At 42.0% G+C, this 16,865-nt stretch carries 12 protein-coding genes and 2 pseudogenes; 5 read left to right on the forward strand and 9 right to left on the reverse strand.

Annotated elements, in window-relative coordinates; translation table 11 throughout:
• Positions 1-15: 15 nt before the first annotated feature.
• The 4 genes from menD to BFO_RS15225 form a co-directional block, all read right to left on the reverse strand.
• A complete protein-coding gene (gene menD, locus BFO_RS13205) occupies positions 16-1,752 on the reverse strand; it encodes a 2-succinyl-5-enolpyruvyl-6-hydroxy-3-cyclohexene-1-carboxylic-acid synthase (RefSeq protein ID WP_244262901.1) in 1,737 nt (578 codons plus the stop codon).
• Complete coding sequence (locus tag BFO_RS13210; protein ID WP_041590956.1) at positions 1,749-2,867, reverse strand: isochorismate synthase; 1,119 nt, start codon at positions 2,865-2,867, stop codon at positions 1,749-1,751. The genes menD and BFO_RS13210 overlap by 4 nt, the downstream gene beginning before the upstream one ends.
• Positions 2,868-2,933: 66 nt before the next feature.
• The gene (locus tag BFO_RS13215; protein WP_014226288.1) at positions 2,934-4,385 is read right to left on the reverse strand and encodes an RNA-binding domain-containing protein; all 1,452 of its coding nucleotides are present in this window, start codon (positions 4,383-4,385) and stop codon (positions 2,934-2,936) included.
• 188 nt (positions 4,386-4,573) lie between these two features.
• Positions 4,574-4,801, reverse strand: coding sequence for a helix-turn-helix domain-containing protein (locus BFO_RS15225; protein WP_014226289.1), 228 nt, complete (start codon positions 4,799-4,801; stop codon positions 4,574-4,576).
• Between the two features lie 38 nt (positions 4,802-4,839).
• Between BFO_RS15225 and BFO_RS13220 the strand changes: the two genes are divergently transcribed.
• Complete coding sequence (locus BFO_RS13220) at positions 4,840-6,165, forward strand: ATP-binding protein (RefSeq protein WP_005874550.1); 1,326 nt, start codon at positions 4,840-4,842, stop codon at positions 6,163-6,165.
• 56 nt (positions 6,166-6,221) lie between these two features.
• Here BFO_RS13220 and BFO_RS13225 read toward each other — a convergent pair whose 3' ends face one another.
• Together BFO_RS13225 and BFO_RS13230 are read right to left on the reverse strand one after the other, a co-directional pair.
• Positions 6,222-6,416 (reverse strand): helix-turn-helix domain-containing protein, encoded by a 195-nt coding sequence (locus BFO_RS13225; RefSeq protein ID WP_010956331.1) that lies wholly within the window; start codon positions 6,414-6,416, stop codon positions 6,222-6,224.
• Positions 6,413-7,879: pseudogene (locus BFO_RS13230) on the reverse strand (toprim domain-containing protein); the annotation flags it as partial. The gene BFO_RS13225 and the pseudogene BFO_RS13230, both read right to left, overlap by 4 nt.
• A 63-nt stretch (positions 7,880-7,942) precedes the next feature.
• Here BFO_RS13230 and BFO_RS14265 point away from each other — a divergent pair.
• Positions 7,943-9,026, forward strand: a pseudogene (locus BFO_RS14265) (IS5 family transposase).
• A gap of 250 nt (positions 9,027-9,276) precedes the next feature.
• On the opposite strand, the gene BFO_RS13240 reads toward BFO_RS14265, so the two are convergent.
• Positions 9,277-11,622 (reverse strand): outer membrane beta-barrel family protein, encoded by a 2,346-nt coding sequence (locus tag BFO_RS13240; protein WP_041590957.1) that lies wholly within the window; start codon positions 11,620-11,622, stop codon positions 9,277-9,279.
• Between the two features lie 11 nt (positions 11,623-11,633).
• On the reverse strand, positions 11,634-12,965 hold the full coding sequence (locus BFO_RS13245) for a radical SAM/SPASM domain-containing protein (protein WP_244262923.1): 1,332 nt from the start codon (positions 12,963-12,965) through the stop codon (positions 11,634-11,636).
• Between the two features lie 465 nt (positions 12,966-13,430).
• Here BFO_RS13245 and BFO_RS16730 point away from each other — a divergent pair, with 465 nt between their 5' ends.
• Together BFO_RS16730 and BFO_RS16735 are read left to right on the forward strand one after the other, a co-directional pair.
• Positions 13,431-13,631, forward strand: coding sequence for a transposase family protein (locus BFO_RS16730; protein ID WP_394329991.1), 201 nt, complete (start codon positions 13,431-13,433; stop codon positions 13,629-13,631).
• A 33-nt stretch (positions 13,632-13,664) separates the two neighbouring features.
• Positions 13,665-14,087 (forward strand): ISAs1 family transposase, encoded by a 423-nt coding sequence (locus BFO_RS16735; protein WP_080561830.1) that lies wholly within the window; start codon positions 13,665-13,667, stop codon positions 14,085-14,087.
• A gap of 383 nt (positions 14,088-14,470) precedes the next feature.
• Here BFO_RS16735 and mobC read toward each other — a convergent pair whose 3' ends face one another.
• Positions 14,471-16,456: a conjugal transfer protein MobC gene (gene mobC / locus BFO_RS13255; protein WP_014226294.1), complete on the reverse strand. Its 1,986-nt coding sequence runs from the start codon at positions 16,454-16,456 to the stop codon at positions 14,471-14,473.
• An 88-nt stretch (positions 16,457-16,544) separates the two neighbouring features.
• Here mobC and BFO_RS15955 point away from each other — a divergent pair, with 88 nt between their 5' ends.
• Positions 16,545-16,853: a hypothetical protein gene (locus BFO_RS15955; RefSeq protein WP_208854691.1), complete on the forward strand. Its 309-nt coding sequence runs from the start codon at positions 16,545-16,547 to the stop codon at positions 16,851-16,853.
• Positions 16,854-16,865 lie beyond the last annotated feature (12 nt).

Consider the following 16,865-nt stretch of genomic DNA (forward strand, 5'->3'; position numbering starts at 1 on the left):
TTTTAATTGTAAGTTCTATCGGTTTACGGGGTAAGACTCCCCCGAAATATATGTAAAATACGATTTCAATACAGGGGCGTTTTCAAACCTCGGCGTTTCCACCTCGAGCAGGACCGCCCTGTCGCCGGATGCGAAAAACGAAGGCAACACCGTTTCCAGTTCTTCGGCGGAAGCGGCCTTCATATACCTCCATCCGTAAGCTCCGGCCATTTCCCTTACGGGAACTTCGAGCGGAGTCTCGAAACAGGTCTCCAATTCCTTCAAAGAATCCGGCCCGGGAATAAAACGGAATATCCCACCGCCGCCGTTACGCATCACGATCACCCGTATCCGCCCGTTTACATAAGGCATCCACAAAGCATTGGAATCGTACATAAAACTCAGATCTCCCGTAATCAAAAGGGTGGTTCCGGAATATACTTCGGAAAACCCCATTGCCGTGGAAGTGGCCCCCTCGATTCCGTTGGTTCCGCGATTGCTCCATTCTCCTCCCGCATAATGCGCGTGTTCGAATAATTGGAGATAACGTACGGGCGTGGAATTAGCCACATGCAAAGCAGCATCATGGGGAATATGCCTTAAAATCACTTCGAAAGCCTTGAGGTCGCTCCATCCCGCATCCGCCATAAAGGTACGGTGCAGAAGGTCCGCCTTCCGTTTTATCCTCTGCCACGAACCGGCATAGGAAACTCCTTCCGGTGAGAGGGACTTCGGCGCCTTGTCTTTCAACCGTCCGGCGAATTCCTTCCAAAAGCCCGAAGCTCCCGTACATATATGATGGGTAAGCGCACAGAATGTGTCCGGAGCCGGAAACCTCTCGTCTATCCCCCAATGCTCCGCCGGTTTCGCTCTCCGTAGAAAAGTTTTCAACATACGGGAAACCAATGAGCCTCCGAAAGAAATAAGGAGTTCCGGATAAAGCGATTCGTCTTCTCCGGCTACAGCCAATACCCGGTCTACCGTACCTATACTCGTATCCGTACGGATATTGGAGAGACTCTCGGCAAACAAAACCGTATGGGGAAATTTGCATATATCCTGCAATGCGGCGGACACGTCTTCGTCGGGAGGATAAAAACCGGCGACGATCATCACTCTGGGAGCTTCCAAAAACCGCCTTACGAGCATATCCCATACCTCTTCCGGCAATTCTTGCCGTTCCCTCACGAACGTTATCGCCCGCTCTTTTCCGGAATATCCGGAAGAAATCCCATATAGCGGTTCGCAAAACGACATATTGATGTGTACGGGTCCTCGCCGGGGCATCAGGGCATGGTTCAACACCTCATTCAAACGGCGATTGGCATACCATGCCGAGGCGGAAGTATCGAATTCCGCTCTCAAGCTGCAATACGACTTAACGAAACCGGCCATAGCTCCCTCTTGTCGAATCGTCTGTCCCTCGTCCTGATCGATCCATTCGGCCGGACGGTCGGCCGTCACCGCAACCAAAGGAATTCCCCTGTAAAAAGCCTCGGCAACGGCAGGAGCATAATTCAACATGGCCGTACCGGAAGTACAAACCAGTCCTACGGCTTCACCCGAGGCCAAAGCCAATCCGAGAGCGAAAAAACCGGCGGAACGCTCATCCGCAATCACGTATTTCTCGAAAGCGGGATTCCGGGAGAAAGAAAACAGAAGAGGAGCATTTCGCGAACCGGGCGACATAACGAGTTTACGTATGCCCTTCATCTCGAATAAATCCATCAATACGCTTACGCCTTTCTTATCCGAATAATCCGAATCCATCATCTTGCATTATCATTAAAATTCGCCTTATCTCCGACGGAATGTATTCCAAGCACATTCAAAAGAGTAGCCGCCTTATCCGAGGTCTCTTCCCATTCGTCTTCGAATACCGAATCTCCGTTTATACCTCCTCCCACATAAAGCCGGAATGCCCCGGGAAACAATTCCATCGAACGGATGTTCACATACAATCTTGCAACATCCTTACCCACAGGTCCCAAATATCCTCCGTAAAATTTGCGTTCATGCACCTCGACCTCCCGGATACACGCCAAAGCTTCCTTACGGGGGAATCCGCCGAGTGCCGGGGTAGGATGAAGCGCTTTAAGCAAGCTTTCTAAGCCGTCTCCGGTCAATGCCGTAAAATCCGTACACAAATGGCAAATATTCCCGGCCATAAAGGTGCGGGTCTCCGACATCTCTACGCTGCGACAGTGGTTCTCAAGCACTTCCCTGATATAGTCCCTGACCACTCCTTGCTCTCTTATCTCTTTTTGTGTCCACGGCTTAAGCAACTCGCCTTCGAAAGATACGGGTCTGGTTCCGGCCAAAGCCATCGTCTTTACACGTCCTTTCGTATAATCCAACAGGAGTTCCGGACTCGCTCCCGCCCATACTCCCTTTCCCGGAATAAAATAGAGAAAAACGAAAGCATGGGGATAAGCCCTCCGGAGCAACTCCCAATAAGAAAAAACGTCGGAGAATCCGGAATCGCCCCTCTTAAAGATCAAGGTGCGGGATAAAACGACCTTTTCCAATACCCCGGAATCTATCCGGCGCATGATCTCCTCAAAAGCCGTACGGTAAGCTTCCTTATCCATATCTCCGGATTCCGGGCAAGGCATGCGGATACCGGAGAATACGGCATCCTTCAAATTCCGCACCGCCCTATCCGTCAAATCTCCCCCGCATTCGAATTCCCCGGGAATGAAGTAAGCCTCTTCTTCCGAATCGAAAGGAGCCGCAACAAAACCGGGAACGGAAAAATCCGCCGTCTTACACTCTATTCGTCCGCTCAGCGAAACTCCGAAACTCAGCCGTCCTCCCTCCCGCTCGGGCAAACGATATAAATAAAACGGCACGAAAGAATCCAGACAATGAGTCACCGCCTCTTTCATACCCACAGGAAGATATTTCTTATAAAAATTCAATTTGTTGAACGCTTATATTAGAGAATGGATATGTTATTTGACGACCTCCTTTGTTCGATACTTCTGGTTCTTACTTTGGGGCTTTTCAGGAATGGTCATTTCGATCTTTTCCTGCTCTAATAAAGGACGGAGGTATTTCTTATGAAAATGAACGCGATCTTTTAACCCAACAAGCTCCATCATCTCTTCTCTGCTGCGAGGCGTTTGGCAGAAAGAAAGTAACAAGGCGATTTTATCATGTATGGTATCATGTATGGTGTCATGTGGGGCATCATGTGGGGTAACATGTGGGGTAACATGTGGGGTAACAGACTCAGAACGATAATTAACATTCGGAATCGTCAGGAAGAAGTCATTCTGTTTATTCACAAGGAAAAACGGCTTTTTTTCTTCCGTATAGCCATAAAGATTCTTCGTTGCTTCAAAGATTTTCTTTATCCCGCTTCCCCGACGTTCCATATACCTTAGCCGGCTGAAAATGTCAGCTAATATCGGATTACGCCTTTTAGAAATATAAGAACCGTCGCTCATGGGCTCCAATTCTCCCCCTCCATAGATTCCCCCGGGAGATGAGATAACTAAACGGTCGTCATACATTTCCACATGAACTTCAGTCCCTCGAAAATCATATGTCCTATGGATAAGAGCATTCACCACTCCCTCAAAATAAGCACGTTCGGCATAGTCAGGTTTCTCCACTCTTCCATTAGCTGTTTTAGTCCATCCTTTGCGGGTATTTCTGTGAATAAACTCAGTGGCACTTTTTAACAAGTATATCAGATTGCCACTGTATTCTGCATCATCCGTCGCATCTTCATGCACTGATCCTCTTTGCAACCCATTCCAGCGCGTACAGAAGACTCTGCTGTCAGGTAACGGACATTGGTCGGCAAAAAGCAATCCGGCGTTTGTCAAACGACCATCTTCTACCGCCAAACCGAAAGAAATATAGTCGCTATCTGACATATGCTGATTCAAGGTATGCAAATATGTCGCCTCCAACAATGTAAAACTATAATCTGTGCGCAGTCTCTCCGTTATTTGACTGTCATATGTTTCGTTTCTTCCTTTCAATATAAGCTCATTAAGCTGATAATCGGTTGCCGGAACAGATTCGTCTCCCATACGTATATATGCTGTATGGTGATGATCGTGAACATAGTAGAAAGGAGTATGTTTTCCGAAATCCACTCTGACAGCCAGAATATCTTTTCCTTTCTGTTGCAGGGGGATGCACTCAAAAACCGGACGCGGGGTGATACGAGCCACAATCAGCTCTGTAATTTTATTGATTGTCAATTGAATATCCTGTACGCCAATTATCCGGCGCGTGCGATCTTCCACGCCGAAATAGAGCGTTCCTCCAATTCCGTTGGCAAAAGCGCTTACACTTTTCAGCCAGCTTTTAGCATTTTTAGTCTCAAGCCGTTCTTTGAAGTCACTATCACCAGATTCGGCTACTGCAATATCCGTTATTTCCCTCATGTGCCTATTTATATCGGCAAATATACTCCAAATAAATGAAAATATTTTTTGCGATAGGATTTATTAAAAGATAAATTCCGATTTGTCAATCCGATAATCTTTATTTCGATATATATAGTTATCTTATTTTGTTTATGATAACCCCAATAAATAAAGATATGCTTTTAACCGTTTTATTTCTATTTCATTTACCACATCTTTTTATAAGACAGAATACCTTCTGCCGGAAAATAACGCCGGTTCCCGATTTTGAAAGACGGTAATTTTCCGTTTCTTCCCCACCTCAAAGCTGTTTTGAAATGTATTCGCAAAATCCTCGCTACATCAAAAGCATCGTAATAGATTTGTTCCTCTATTTTTTTTGTTAGTTCGAAGCAAAAAAATATCTTTGCACTGACAAAACAGTTGTAATACACGACTGAAATTTCAGAGAAATCATCAAGAGACCTTATTTATGATAATAGACAGAAATGAATACATTGCACAGTTATTCGCAAAGCGATGGAATGGTAAGGTGAAGATTGTTACGGGATTAAGACGTTCAGGAAAGTCATTCCTACTCTTCACTCTCTTTAAGAATCGATTGATTGAGGAAGGAGCTCAAAAAGAAGATTTCGTGGAGGTAGCTCTTGATAGAAAATCGGATATCAAGTATCGTAATCCCAATCTCCTATACGACTATATCATGGAGCAAACAAAAGATATGGGCAGGAAATACTATGTTTTGATTGATGAGATACAGCTATCATATAAGATTAAAAATGAACACATTGATGAATCATCGGTGCCTGAAGAGGACAGAGACATGCTTTACATCACGTTCTATGATATCTTGAATGATCTGATGGCACGCCCGAATCTAGATGTGTATGTGACCGGTTCAAATTCCAAGATGTTGTCGCATGATATCGTGACTAATTTTCGTGACCGTGGTTCTGAAATAAAAGTTTATCCGCTATCCTTTGCAGAATACTTGTCGGTGTCCCGGATGGAGAAAGCCGATGCTCTGGAGGAGTATCTAATGTACGGCGGTATGCCTTTGACGGTTCTTGAACCGGATGAAAAGGAAAAACGCAAGTACTTACAAGGGCTCTTCTCGAATGTCTATATCAAGGATATTGTGGAACGCTACAACCTGAAAGATGACAACATATTAAGTGCTTTGGTTGATGCTCTATCGTCATCGGTAGGCTCACTGACGAATCCAAATAAACTTGCCAATACGGCCGGTTCTCTGATGGGGAAGTTACCTTCACACAATACTATTAAGAACTATCTGGACTATTTGGAGGAGGCATTCCTTTTCCATAGCGCAAGACGATGGGATGTAAAAGGGCGTAAATATTTCGACAAGATTCTGAAGTATTACGCCATGGATTTAGGCTTAAGGAATGCCAGATTGAATTTTCGACAACAAGAGCGTTCGCATCTGATGGAGAATATGATTTACAATGATTTGATTCGCAGAGGATACTCTGTGGATGTGGGCATTGTAGAGTTGACTCGTGTAATAGACGGTAAGCGTAAGTTGTCGCAATACGAGATTGATTTTGTGGTTAACGCAGGTAATAATAAGGTGTATATTCAGTCGGCATTGAATGTGGATACTCCTGAGAAGAAGGCACAGGAGACTTTCTCTCTGAGAAACACCGGCGACTTTTTTCGTAAGATTGTCGTGTTGGACGGTAGCCGCAAACTTTGGTCAGACGAGGATGGCGTAATGTATGTGGGTGTGATACCATTCTTATTAGAAGATGTTGTGGCGGAGGTAATTGGATAAACAAACAAAAACCTAATATCCAGATGCAACATGAGGTAGAGTTGAATAGTATAAACTTACCATATCGTTTTTTTATAAGACAGAATGCCTTCTGCCGGAAAATAACGCCGGTTCCCGATTTTGAAAGACGGTAATTTCCCGTTTCTTCCCCACCTCAAAGCTGTTTTGAAATGTATTCGCAAAATCCTCGCTACATCAAAAGCATCGTAATAGATTTGTTCCTCCTTTTTCAAATTTTTCTCTGTCATCATAGTTTCAGGTTGTAAAGATTATTCGTTTGTTGTTCGATAATTCCATTGTTTCGCATATAACTGATATAACTCTTGGCCGTACGGTCTTTGACGTCGACCGTTTGCATGATTCTTTCGACCAGTTCGTTGTAAGATAAATGCTCTTGGGCGTGAAAGACTTCTTTTGCGATTTGTCCCAATTCCGTAAGTTTCCGTTTTTCTTTGTCTTCTGGAGATTTCTCTCCCCTGTAAACGTGCATTTCCTTTTCCCTGTCCCATCCGAACAGCATCAAAGGCACATCCAACGGGCTTCCATCTCTTACTTTAAGGGCTTTTACGACCGACAAAGCCGGATTCTCATCTTTCTCTATGGAGAGGATGGCCGCCGACTTGCGCTGAAGTTCCGAACCGATATGCCCACGCAGTTTAATCCCGTTCGGGACAAAATGGAGTACACAGATAATACAGGTATTATAGATACCGGCAAGCCGGTAGAGTTCGTCCACAATGGCAATACTCTCGCTTTCATCATTAGCCGAACGGATCAAGTCGGCTATTCCATCGATGACGACCAGATGAATTCCCCCATACCGGTGATGATACAAATCGATGCTGTCTTTTATCAACTGCAATCTCTCTTTACGTGAAAGAGCTGCAAGAAATATGGGATGATAGAAATCGGGAACAGATGTAAGAGAGCCTCTTCGGAGTGTTTTTCCGATGTTTTTATGAAGTTGGTATTCCGACTGTTCCGTATCGTAGTGCAGAACCGCTTTGCTCCGCATATTCGGACAAACATCCAGTCCGAGCAGATCTATCGGGAAATCCCTCTTTTCAGTATGCAACACTCCGGAAATAATCGCCGCGATATAGTTGCTCTTGCCCGTTCCCTCACCACCCGTAATGCAGAACAGATTGTCGTAGGTTCCCAAAGGAACGTCGTTCACGGAAATAACCGTTTTGGAACGATCGGGCGGATTGTTATAATTGATTTCACACGAACTTAAAAGCATAATGGTTTGTGTATATAATTGTTCCAAATGGTCGGATATCAGCTTCCTGAAATCTTCTGTGCTGTTTCCCAGCTTGAAGTAGTCGGAGATATCTTTCTCTTGTTTGTTCCCGGATAAAGGCAATTCGATCCGCTGTAATTTATGGTGAGAAAAACGTTCGCACCAGCGTGTAGAGGCTTTTATGCCCGTTTCGTCCATATCGTACAAAAAGAAAATATGCCTGAACCTTCGTGCAAGCATTTCGATGACGGATTCTTCGATATTGCCTGTCTCACTGTTGAAACAGATAGCATGGAATCCATGAGAGGCAAGGGATAATACATCTTTCTCTCCTCCCGTGATGAAAAGTATATCTCCTCTTTGCGGAAGTTGCTCCATCCCGAACACATAGGTTTCCGGCAATATTCCCCCGTAAACGAACCGGCATTGACTAAAAAGAGACCATTGCACGGCATTTTTGCGATATATTTTCCTGCATTACTTGCATATATCACTGATATTTAGTATTTTTTATATATAAACAAGAGCGTAAATATGGCTACCAAACAAACAGAATCGGCACCAAGCTTTCTGCAAGTATACACTCAGGTTCGCAGAGATCGTATGAAACACTCTTTCCTGCGTCAAATCAATTCCTCCTGTTGATTGGCGTGGTATTCGCACACTGCTGAACAAGAAATACACTAAGACACAGAATGCAATAGGTAACCCCGCCTACGATGCACTGTTGATGTTCAAGATTCTCTTGTTAGAGACCTGGTATGGTTTGAGTGACTACGAGGTTGAGGAGCGCATCAACGACTCCTTGCTTTTCAGTGAATTCCTTGGTTTGGAACTCGGCTTCCCTTCTCCCGATCATAGCACGATCAGTCGTTTCCGTAGCGAACTCACCCGCTTGGGGATTATGGATAAACTCCTTCGGGAGCTGAACAAGCAGTTCAAGAAGCACGGCATCAGCCGTATTGATCAAGGTGCTATCGTTGATGCGAGCATTGTGGATAGTCCTTACTCCCCTGATGGTAGCGTAGTCATAGAAGTGGCCGAAGATCGAGAGGATACTCGTTCGGACGAAGCCCGTACACGGGAGGAGGCTTATCATTGTGAACTCAAGAGTGGTAAACCGGGCGTAGACTCGGAGGCTCGTTGGGTACGCACAGGCAGGCACTATCGGTATGGATACAAGAAGCACGTCTTGACGGACGAGCAGGGCTTGGTAGAAACAGTGGTCACTACCTCGGCTGATTGTTCAGACACGGTTGTATTACCTGAGCTGATCAAGAAGTCCAAGTTGCCGGGAGGAATCGGTGTTCTGGCCGACAAAGGCTATTGTAGCAAGAAGAATTCGGAGTATTTGGCCCGTCAAGGTTTGATAGATGGAATTATGCTCAAGGCTCATCGAGGTCAAGTCCTCAGTGAAAGTCAGAAACAACTCAATCGGATGATCAGTAAGACGCGCTGCTTGATAGAACGTACCTTCGGCAGTATTCGACGATGGTTCTGTGGCGGACGATGTCGCTATCGAGGGTTAGCCAAGACACATACCCAAAATATCCTTGAAGCTATGGCCTACAATCTCAAGCGTATGCCGGGGCTTCTTGTGCTTCAAGGTGCCAAATAGGCGCAAAACGACCGTTCCTCAAGGTCAATTGACCTTGAGGAACGGGTTAAGGGGACTAATCTCCAAGCTGAAAAACACATCTAAATGCTCAAAAAACACAAGGAAACTTGTTCGGTATTGGTGAGCTGGATTTGTGCAATGGTCTCAATTGGCTTCAATGGTCTCTTGGGGGGATGTCCTATTCCGATTCATCCGTAAGCTCTGCAATCACCGGGAGCGGTTTATAACTGCAAGATGAATTCCCTCGTTTTTATAATCTTCTGATTATAGAAGAATTGTTATTTTGAACTTTAAATCTTCTCAATTTACCCAAAGAAAAATTATAACGAGCATTAATCTGTACGTAAGTATTGTCAGGAAAATATTCATGAATGACATCATAGATACCATAAAGCCTATAATCCTTGAATTTATATGTATTGAGAATGTCGTTTGCGACAATATTGAGAATCAGTTTTTTATCAAAAAAACTCCCAGATATTCCTATCGAAAGATTGTACATGCCTTCCTTTTTCTCTAATAAAGTCTCCCCTAGATTGTTATACAAGAAATCTATATAAAAAGAAATGTTCTTTAATAGAATAAAATCATTAGATGTTTTAAAATAATATGCAGGGCGAACTAATTTTATTTTTTTGCCATTAAATGCTAATTCTGCGAATGGCTTAGTGAAAATAAAACTGTTCGATGAGGTAAAGTTCTTCGACTTAAACAAATAAAACACATTGGCATATGCAAATTTAATGGATTTATGGTTATTCAGCTTGACAATAGTAACGCCTTCATTATTGGTATCTTGATAATAGTTATAAATAGTGGCATTTTTTTTGTGCCTATAACCGGCATTTAGTCGAATTGATTTAAAAGAATAAGATAAAGAAAGATCATCTGTAATAGTAGGCAACAAGTAGGGGTTTCCCTGTCGATAAAAGAAAACATTATCGTATCTAATATTAGGACTCAGATTATTGAATGATGGTCTACTGATTTTTCTTGTATAATTGAAATTTATTTTGCTATTCTTGTTTACAGCCCAATTTAATCCTAAAGAAGGGAAAAAATTAATATATGTAGTATCTATAACTTGTGTGTATGCATGATTACCCTTAAAATGAGTGTTTTCTATTCTCAATCCAGCAAAAAGATCTATGTTGTTGATTTTTTTTTCGATATTAGAAAAAAATGCAGGGATAAACTCTTTGAAGTCACATTTGTATGTAAAGTTGTTGTTCCATCCAATATTGTTTTCAAGGAAACGACTGTCGGAATTATTTGAGACATAGGAAATTTTAGTCCCCATAGCCAGTCTTAGTTCTATTTTTTTTATCAGCAAACTATAATTAATCTGATAGTCAAATGCTTTGTTTTTTCCACTGAAGTCATATTTATGATTAAGAATATTATCCTGTGAATAGTATTCTGTTATTTTTTCTTTCGAATTATTATTATGTAATGTATAATTAAATGATGAGTTAAATTTGTGAATATCAAGATATTCTTTTTCGTATAAAAGACTAAGATCATAATGATCTTCATCAGACAGAGGGCTTCTATTTGTCTTGATCGTGCTTTCCTGCATACCTTTTATATAGAAATTGTTGATTTTGATTTCAGGTTTTGCTCGATTGTTCCAACCTAATAATTGAAAAGCAAGTCGGCCCTTCTTAATAGGGAAATCGACCCCAATCGTATAAGCATGATTATTTGATTTATAATAACCATTATTATAAATGTTATTCTTGTAGCCGTTTGATAAATTATTTGTCAATGTGTTTTCCGTTGATTTTCCTTTGTTATTCGAATATACATAATCTAAGTACAGATTTATTTTTTCATAATTAATATTGATGTTGGGATTAATATTACATGAAAAGGCATTGGAAATGGTTTCTGTAGTTTTCAGAGACAACTCCAATCCTTCTTGTTTGTTTGTTTTTGTATTGATGATAATAACTGCATCTGCATCTGCATCATACTGAGAACCAGGATTGCTTATTAATTGAATATCCTTTATGTTTGCCGGACTTATAACTTCTAATTCATGCGTGTATAGAACTTTACGATTATTTATGTAAACTACTACATTATTTTTCCCAGAAATAGAAATTTTATTATTTGAGTCTAAAAGAACAAATGGCAATTTTGTAATAACATTATTGATAGAGGCTTCATTAGAAAGGTAAGTTTTATCTACAGAAAGGATGTAACTATTGTTTTTTATCGAAATTTTAGGTTTAAGGGCTGTTACAACAACTTCATCCAGATCTATAGTCTTTTTTTTCATGTAACAAATTAAAGCGTCCATGGTACTTCCATTGCCATCTATGTCGATAATCTTATCTTCATACCCCATGGACGATATCTTTAACCTGTGTTTTTTTTGACCAGGCAATTTAAATGTAAATTTTCCATCCAGAAAACTTCCTTGAAGTACAACCGTTGAATCTGTAATTATTTCAATATTAAAATAATCTATATTTTTATTATCTTCCAAATCAATAACCTTTCCATTTAATGTCATTGATTGACTCTGGATTTGAGAATGAAGCTGACAGGTCGATCCTAAAACTATCATTATTAAAAGAATTGTCCTCATATCCTTTTAAATTATTTTATTAACTGCTCATAATATAGCTCAAATGCTTTCTCCGGATTACTAATGCGACTGCTGCATAGTTGCATGCTTGCTCCATTGAATATATTCTTGTGACGATTCCATGCACATCCCCCATCACATATTGGAAATAATTTACATTCACAACATTTTGGATCATCCATCATATTGGGTCCCCCTATATAACGAGATAGCAATTCATAATTAGTTATTTTATTTTCTACAACATTTCCTACAATGAAATTCTCATCTCCAATATCATTCCAACATTTATACAATTCACTTTTAGGCCCTATCACAAAATAATTTACAATTGTGGCACCACAACCTCCTACGGTATATTCTGGTCTAAAATTTACTTCTAAACCGTATTTCTTATGTAACTTTTCAAAGAACTGCATTTTTTCTGAGGTTGTAAAACAGATATCTCGACAACCGTTTGCTGCAAAATTATCCTTATTTGTTTCACGATTAAGGGATTGAAAGTCTTTTACAAATGCTGGATAAACAATGACATTTCTACCTTTCCATCTATCAGATAATTCTTTGAAAATTTCAATAAATGTTTCAGAATTAGAATGATCTAGATTCGCACGAATAGCAACTCTCGTATCTGGATTTAAATCAATAAACTGCTCAATATTTTCTACAATCACATCGTAGGTTGGCATTCGGTTTGGAGCCAATGTACGCCTATTATCATGAGCCTGTTTGTTTCCATCAATGGTGATTTGTATACATGTCAATGGATAGTCTCTGAAGAATAATGATTTCTCTCTTGTTAACAAATATCCATTAGAAGTCATTGTATGATGGCACAGCTTTATATCTGATATCTCTTTTATGTCAAATAAAAGCCTTTTAATTGACTCAAAACCCATCAGCGGCTCTCCTCCGTACCATGTTAAATTGAGATTCTTAACCCGCTCATATCTTTTTATAAATTTGATTATTTCTTTTTCGACCTCAGGTGTCATATAGATAGGTTTACGACTACCTTCATAGCAATATGAACAACTAAAGTTACAGTGTGTCGTAGGAGCAATAGCTAATCCTAAATTAACAGCATCGAAAGTGTTAAAGTAGAAGTTCATTCTTTTGTTATAGAAGAATTGATTGTCATCGGTTACGATTACTTTCGCTTCCTTCAATTTTTTCAGCGACGAATCGCTGAGTTTATTAATCAAGGTTGAATTTTGTTCTATTTTTTTTAATTCTTCAAAAGAGTTTCGATCCAATCGAATAAATGCATTAGATACCGAGTTATATAATAAACATCCATATTTAGATGATTCGAAAAGGAAGTTGTATTTAGAAAAGACCATATTTTTTTTTTTTATAAAACCACTTATGGCATGATTTTTTATACACAACCATATCGCTTCCCCAATAAATTCACTACAAATGTAGTGAATTTATTTTTTATGACACGAGTCGATTCTGCTTAATTATAGATTATTAACAAATAAAGACCATTGCTTCTCTTTCAATTTCAACCAGGGCTATCACATTTGAAAGTTTATACCGTATACTTGCCCTCTTTCTTCTATAATTTTATATCTCTAACACATTAATTCGTGCTTGTTTTGATAACTGAGCATAGCAATCATCATGTTTAGATGTGTATTAACGGTACAAATACGATCGCCCTGTCTTTCAACAATATGGTATTCAAGGCAACCACATCAAAATGTGTGTATCTTTGGATTATACATGTGAAAGATTATTTTTCTGAAATATAAGATCCTCGCGTCGTGGGTCGTTGTAAGCATAAGTTAAGCGATATATTGGTGATTGCTTTGGTTGCTTATCTGTATGGAGGAGAGGGCTTGAGTCTATGCATGAGCTTTGTTCAGAGCGAGAAACTTCGCTTCGTCCTCTTGGTGGAACTCCCTAATGATTGTCCGAGCGTAGACATCTTCGAGAGGGTTTTACAACGCATTGAGCCTGAGTCTCTCTATGCCTGTCTTGAAATTATGGTAAAGATTTGATTAGTGATCTAGAGGGTAAGCATATCGCTATAGATGGTAAATGTCTGCGTGGATCCAAGAAGAGAAGAGGGTGTACGCGTATTCTCTTGGGTTGATGAAGTGGGCTTAAGCCTGATACAAGAAACCGTTGTGGAGAAACACAATGAACTACAAGCTATTCCAGAAGTTTTGGATAGCCTCGATTTATCAGGTGCAGTCGTCAGCATTGATGCTATGGGAACACAAACTGCGATTGCAGAGCAGATTATTCGATCAAATGCAGACTATGTTTTAGTCTCAAGGGCAACCAGAAACATTTGTATGAGGATGTCGAATCTAATTTTACAGGTAAATATAAACATCATACTTACGAAACCTTGGAGAAAGATCATGGTCGTATTGAGAAGCGTATCTACACAGCTTTGCAAGCCACAGAGGTCTTTAATGAGAGTGAATATATTCAGTGGCAAGGCTTAAGAAGTTTAATTCAAGTAGAGCGTATGGTAAGTAATCCGGAGGGTGAGAGTCCTGCAGAAAAACAGTATTATATCAGCAGTTTGGCTCCCGAATACTGCGAATAGCTTGGGCGATATATTCGAGGGCTTTGGAGCATTGGGAATCGCTTGCATTGGCTCTTGATGTAACATTTAGGGAAGACGCTTGTCGAGCACGGAAGGATTATTCAGCAACCAACCTAAATACCCTGAGGAAGTTTGCTTTAGCCATCGTATCGCAATACAAAGACAAGCTATCCTTACGAAAGAGATTATTCAAAGCTGCTCAAGATTTGATGCGGTTGCCCTGATATGGTCTTAGACTTATCACGTTATTATTTTAACTTTGAAGTCGATCTTTGTTTTCTAGCTTTTAGCCAGGGCGGAAATACGGTTTACTTCTTCATTAACCAGATAGATTATCTCCTGTTTTATCTGCTTGTAGTTGGCTTCAATGGATGCTTTGAGGCAGTCCTGTCCCGACTCATCCGTAAACGCTGCAATCACAGGGATCGGTTTATAGCTTTTTGTTTCTGCGGAAATCTTTGCACTGTCCACGACAATCTCCGCGTGGAAAATCTTCTGTTCGATACGTTCATCGAAGTTGTCCGAAACGGCACCGACAAACATCCCTTGCATCAGGTTGCTGATCTTGCTGGCCGGGATAAGGCTGTCCATTTGCGTACTGATGGAGGTGGATTTGTCGTTCCGGTTAATCGTCATCGATTGGCGTTGCTGCAAGACTTTCCCGAAGCGCTCCGATAACGTCTTGGCCGTTTCACCTACGACCTGACCGCTGAAAACATTTCCCACCGTATTCTGAATCACCTTGCTCTCCTTGTCTCCGTAATCGCGGGTAAGCTGACTGAAATCCTGAAAGCCCAGACAGACTGCCACTTTATTGGAACGAGCCGTAGCAATCAGGTTATCCAGCCCTCGGAAGTAGATGGTGGGCAACTCATCGATAATCACCGAACTTTTGAGCTGTTTCTTTTTATTGATCAGTTTCACGATCCGGCTGTTGTATAAACCGAGTGCCGCCGAATAGATATTTTGTCGGTCGAGATTGTTGCCCACGACCAGGATTTTCGGTTCTTTCGGGTTATTGATGCCGAGCGAGAAGTCATCGCCCGTCATTACCCAGTAAAGTGCCGGAGAAATCATCCTCGAAAGCGGAATCTTGGCCGAAGCGATCTGCCCCTGAAGCTGATCCTGTGCGCCGCCTTCCCATGCGTCCATAAAGGGTGAAAGATAGTTGGCCAGCTCATCGTAAGAAGTCAGAACAGGAAAGATCTGCGCATAAGGTCTGTTCAGAAACTCGATGGCATGCGGAAAGGTGCAATACCTGCCGTTCTCGTATATCTTCAGGAACCAGATAATAGCCGCCAACAGGATGATCGGCGACTCCACAAAGAAATCCCCCTGCTTCTGAATCCACGTGCGGTTAAGATTCAGCATGATCGTGTACGCCGATTCGTAAGCATCCGATATATCGGACATAAAATCCGGATTGATCGGATTGCAACGATGCGATCTTCTGGGATCATCGAAGTTGATTACGTAAAACTTCGGCTGCACTTCATACGCCTTCCGATGTCTGAGCAGATGGTTGTAAGCGATCTCGGAAAGGTCGGGAAATTTATAGTCATAGATATACATGGCAAATCCCTTCTCGATTTGCTGCTTGATGTAGTTATTTACGATCGCGTAGGATTTTCCCGACCCCGGTGTACCGAGCACCATGCTCGCGCGGAAAGGATTCACGACATTGATCCAACCGTCGCGCCACTTTTTCCGGTAATAAAAACGAGTCGGGAGATTCACCGAATACTCGTTCGTCATCAGACGGATTTCCTGCATGAAACTTTCATTTTCCACATTGAATACATCGTCCATCAGGTTGTACTTCAACAGGCGACTGATCCAGGAGCCGGCCATCAGCAGACAGATAAATCCCGCGGCCAGGGTAAGGAGGTAGCAGACAGCCCGAAGGTCTATGCCGACCGGCAGGCTCAGTATCCATCCGTTCAGCAGATAGAGAGCTGCTCCGGCACTCAATACGACCCCGATCCTGCGCCGGGTGATCCGTTCTTCCTTGACACCTTTCGTTCCCAGACAGGAAAGTCCGAGGAATACCACAGCAAAGAGCTTTGTCCAAAGGATGGAAGAGAAAAGCCCCGTCGTTCGATGAAAGTTCATCAGGATGGTATCTGCAACGCTTATGGTAATCTTCCATTCGTGTAAAGCCTCGTAACAAAACCAGTAGCCGTTGATTACCGTAAAAAGGATGGCGATGGCGCGCATAAAGTCCATCGTCTTGGCCAGTCCTCTCAAATCATCTTCATTCTGCATCTTATGTTCTTCTTTTTCCGGTTATATCCTGTTTATGCCGCCTGTTTCTCAGCTTTCGCTGGAAAGCCAGCTCCTTATAATCGATCCCGTGAACGACGATTCCCGACTCATCCGTTCTGACCGGCTCATCGTAACAATCATCGCCGGTTTCAGCTTCCGGCAACATCTCCGGAGCAGAACGCACTGTGGGAAGCTCCCGAATCTCCTGCCGCCTGTAATCAAGGAAGGGATTCTCACCCCCGAGAAAGTAATCGTTAAAGACATGGGCCGAATAGCCCTTCCCCAAGCGCGAGCCATTGGCAGCGATACCGGCTTCGTCCGAGATAAACGTGATGCCGTAAATACGTCCCTGCTCGTTTTGGCGGGCATGCCTGGCAATGCGGGCGATTTTCTTTAATATTATTGTTAA

It is taken from the genome of Tannerella forsythia 92A2 (assembly GCF_000238215.1).
Classification (GTDB): Bacteria; Bacteroidota; Bacteroidia; order Bacteroidales; family Tannerellaceae; genus Tannerella; species Tannerella forsythia.

What these genes read in the sequence shown, in the direction of transcription:
- menD (WP_244262901.1), bottom strand. Translation starts at nt 1,752, where the DNA reads ATGATGGATTCGGATTATTCGGATAAGAAAGGCGTAAGCGTATTGATG.
- BFO_RS13225 (WP_010956331.1), bottom strand. Translation starts at nt 6,416, where the DNA reads ATGATGACAGAGAAAAATTTGAAAAAGGAGGAACAAATCTATTACGAT.
- mobC (WP_014226294.1), bottom strand. Translation starts at nt 16,456, where the DNA reads ATGCAGAATGAAGATGATTTGAGAGGACTGGCCAAGACGATGGACTTT.
- BFO_RS13210 (WP_041590956.1), bottom strand. Translation starts at nt 2,867, where the DNA reads ATGAAAGAGGCGGTGACTCATTGTCTGGATTCTTTCGTGCCGTTTTAT.
- BFO_RS13215 (WP_014226288.1), bottom strand. Translation starts at nt 4,385, where the DNA reads ATGAGGGAAATAACGGATATTGCAGTAGCCGAATCTGGTGATAGTGAC.
- BFO_RS16735 (WP_080561830.1), top strand. Translation starts at nt 13,665, where the DNA reads ATGGTAAATGTCTGCGTGGATCCAAGAAGAGAAGAGGGTGTACGCGTA.
- BFO_RS13240 (WP_041590957.1), bottom strand. Translation starts at nt 11,622, where the DNA reads ATGAGGACAATTCTTTTAATAATGATAGTTTTAGGATCGACCTGTCAG.
- BFO_RS13220 (WP_005874550.1), top strand. Translation starts at nt 4,840, where the DNA reads ATGATAATAGACAGAAATGAATACATTGCACAGTTATTCGCAAAGCGA.
- BFO_RS13245 (WP_244262923.1), bottom strand. Translation starts at nt 12,965, where the DNA reads ATGGTCTTTTCTAAATACAACTTCCTTTTCGAATCATCTAAATATGGA.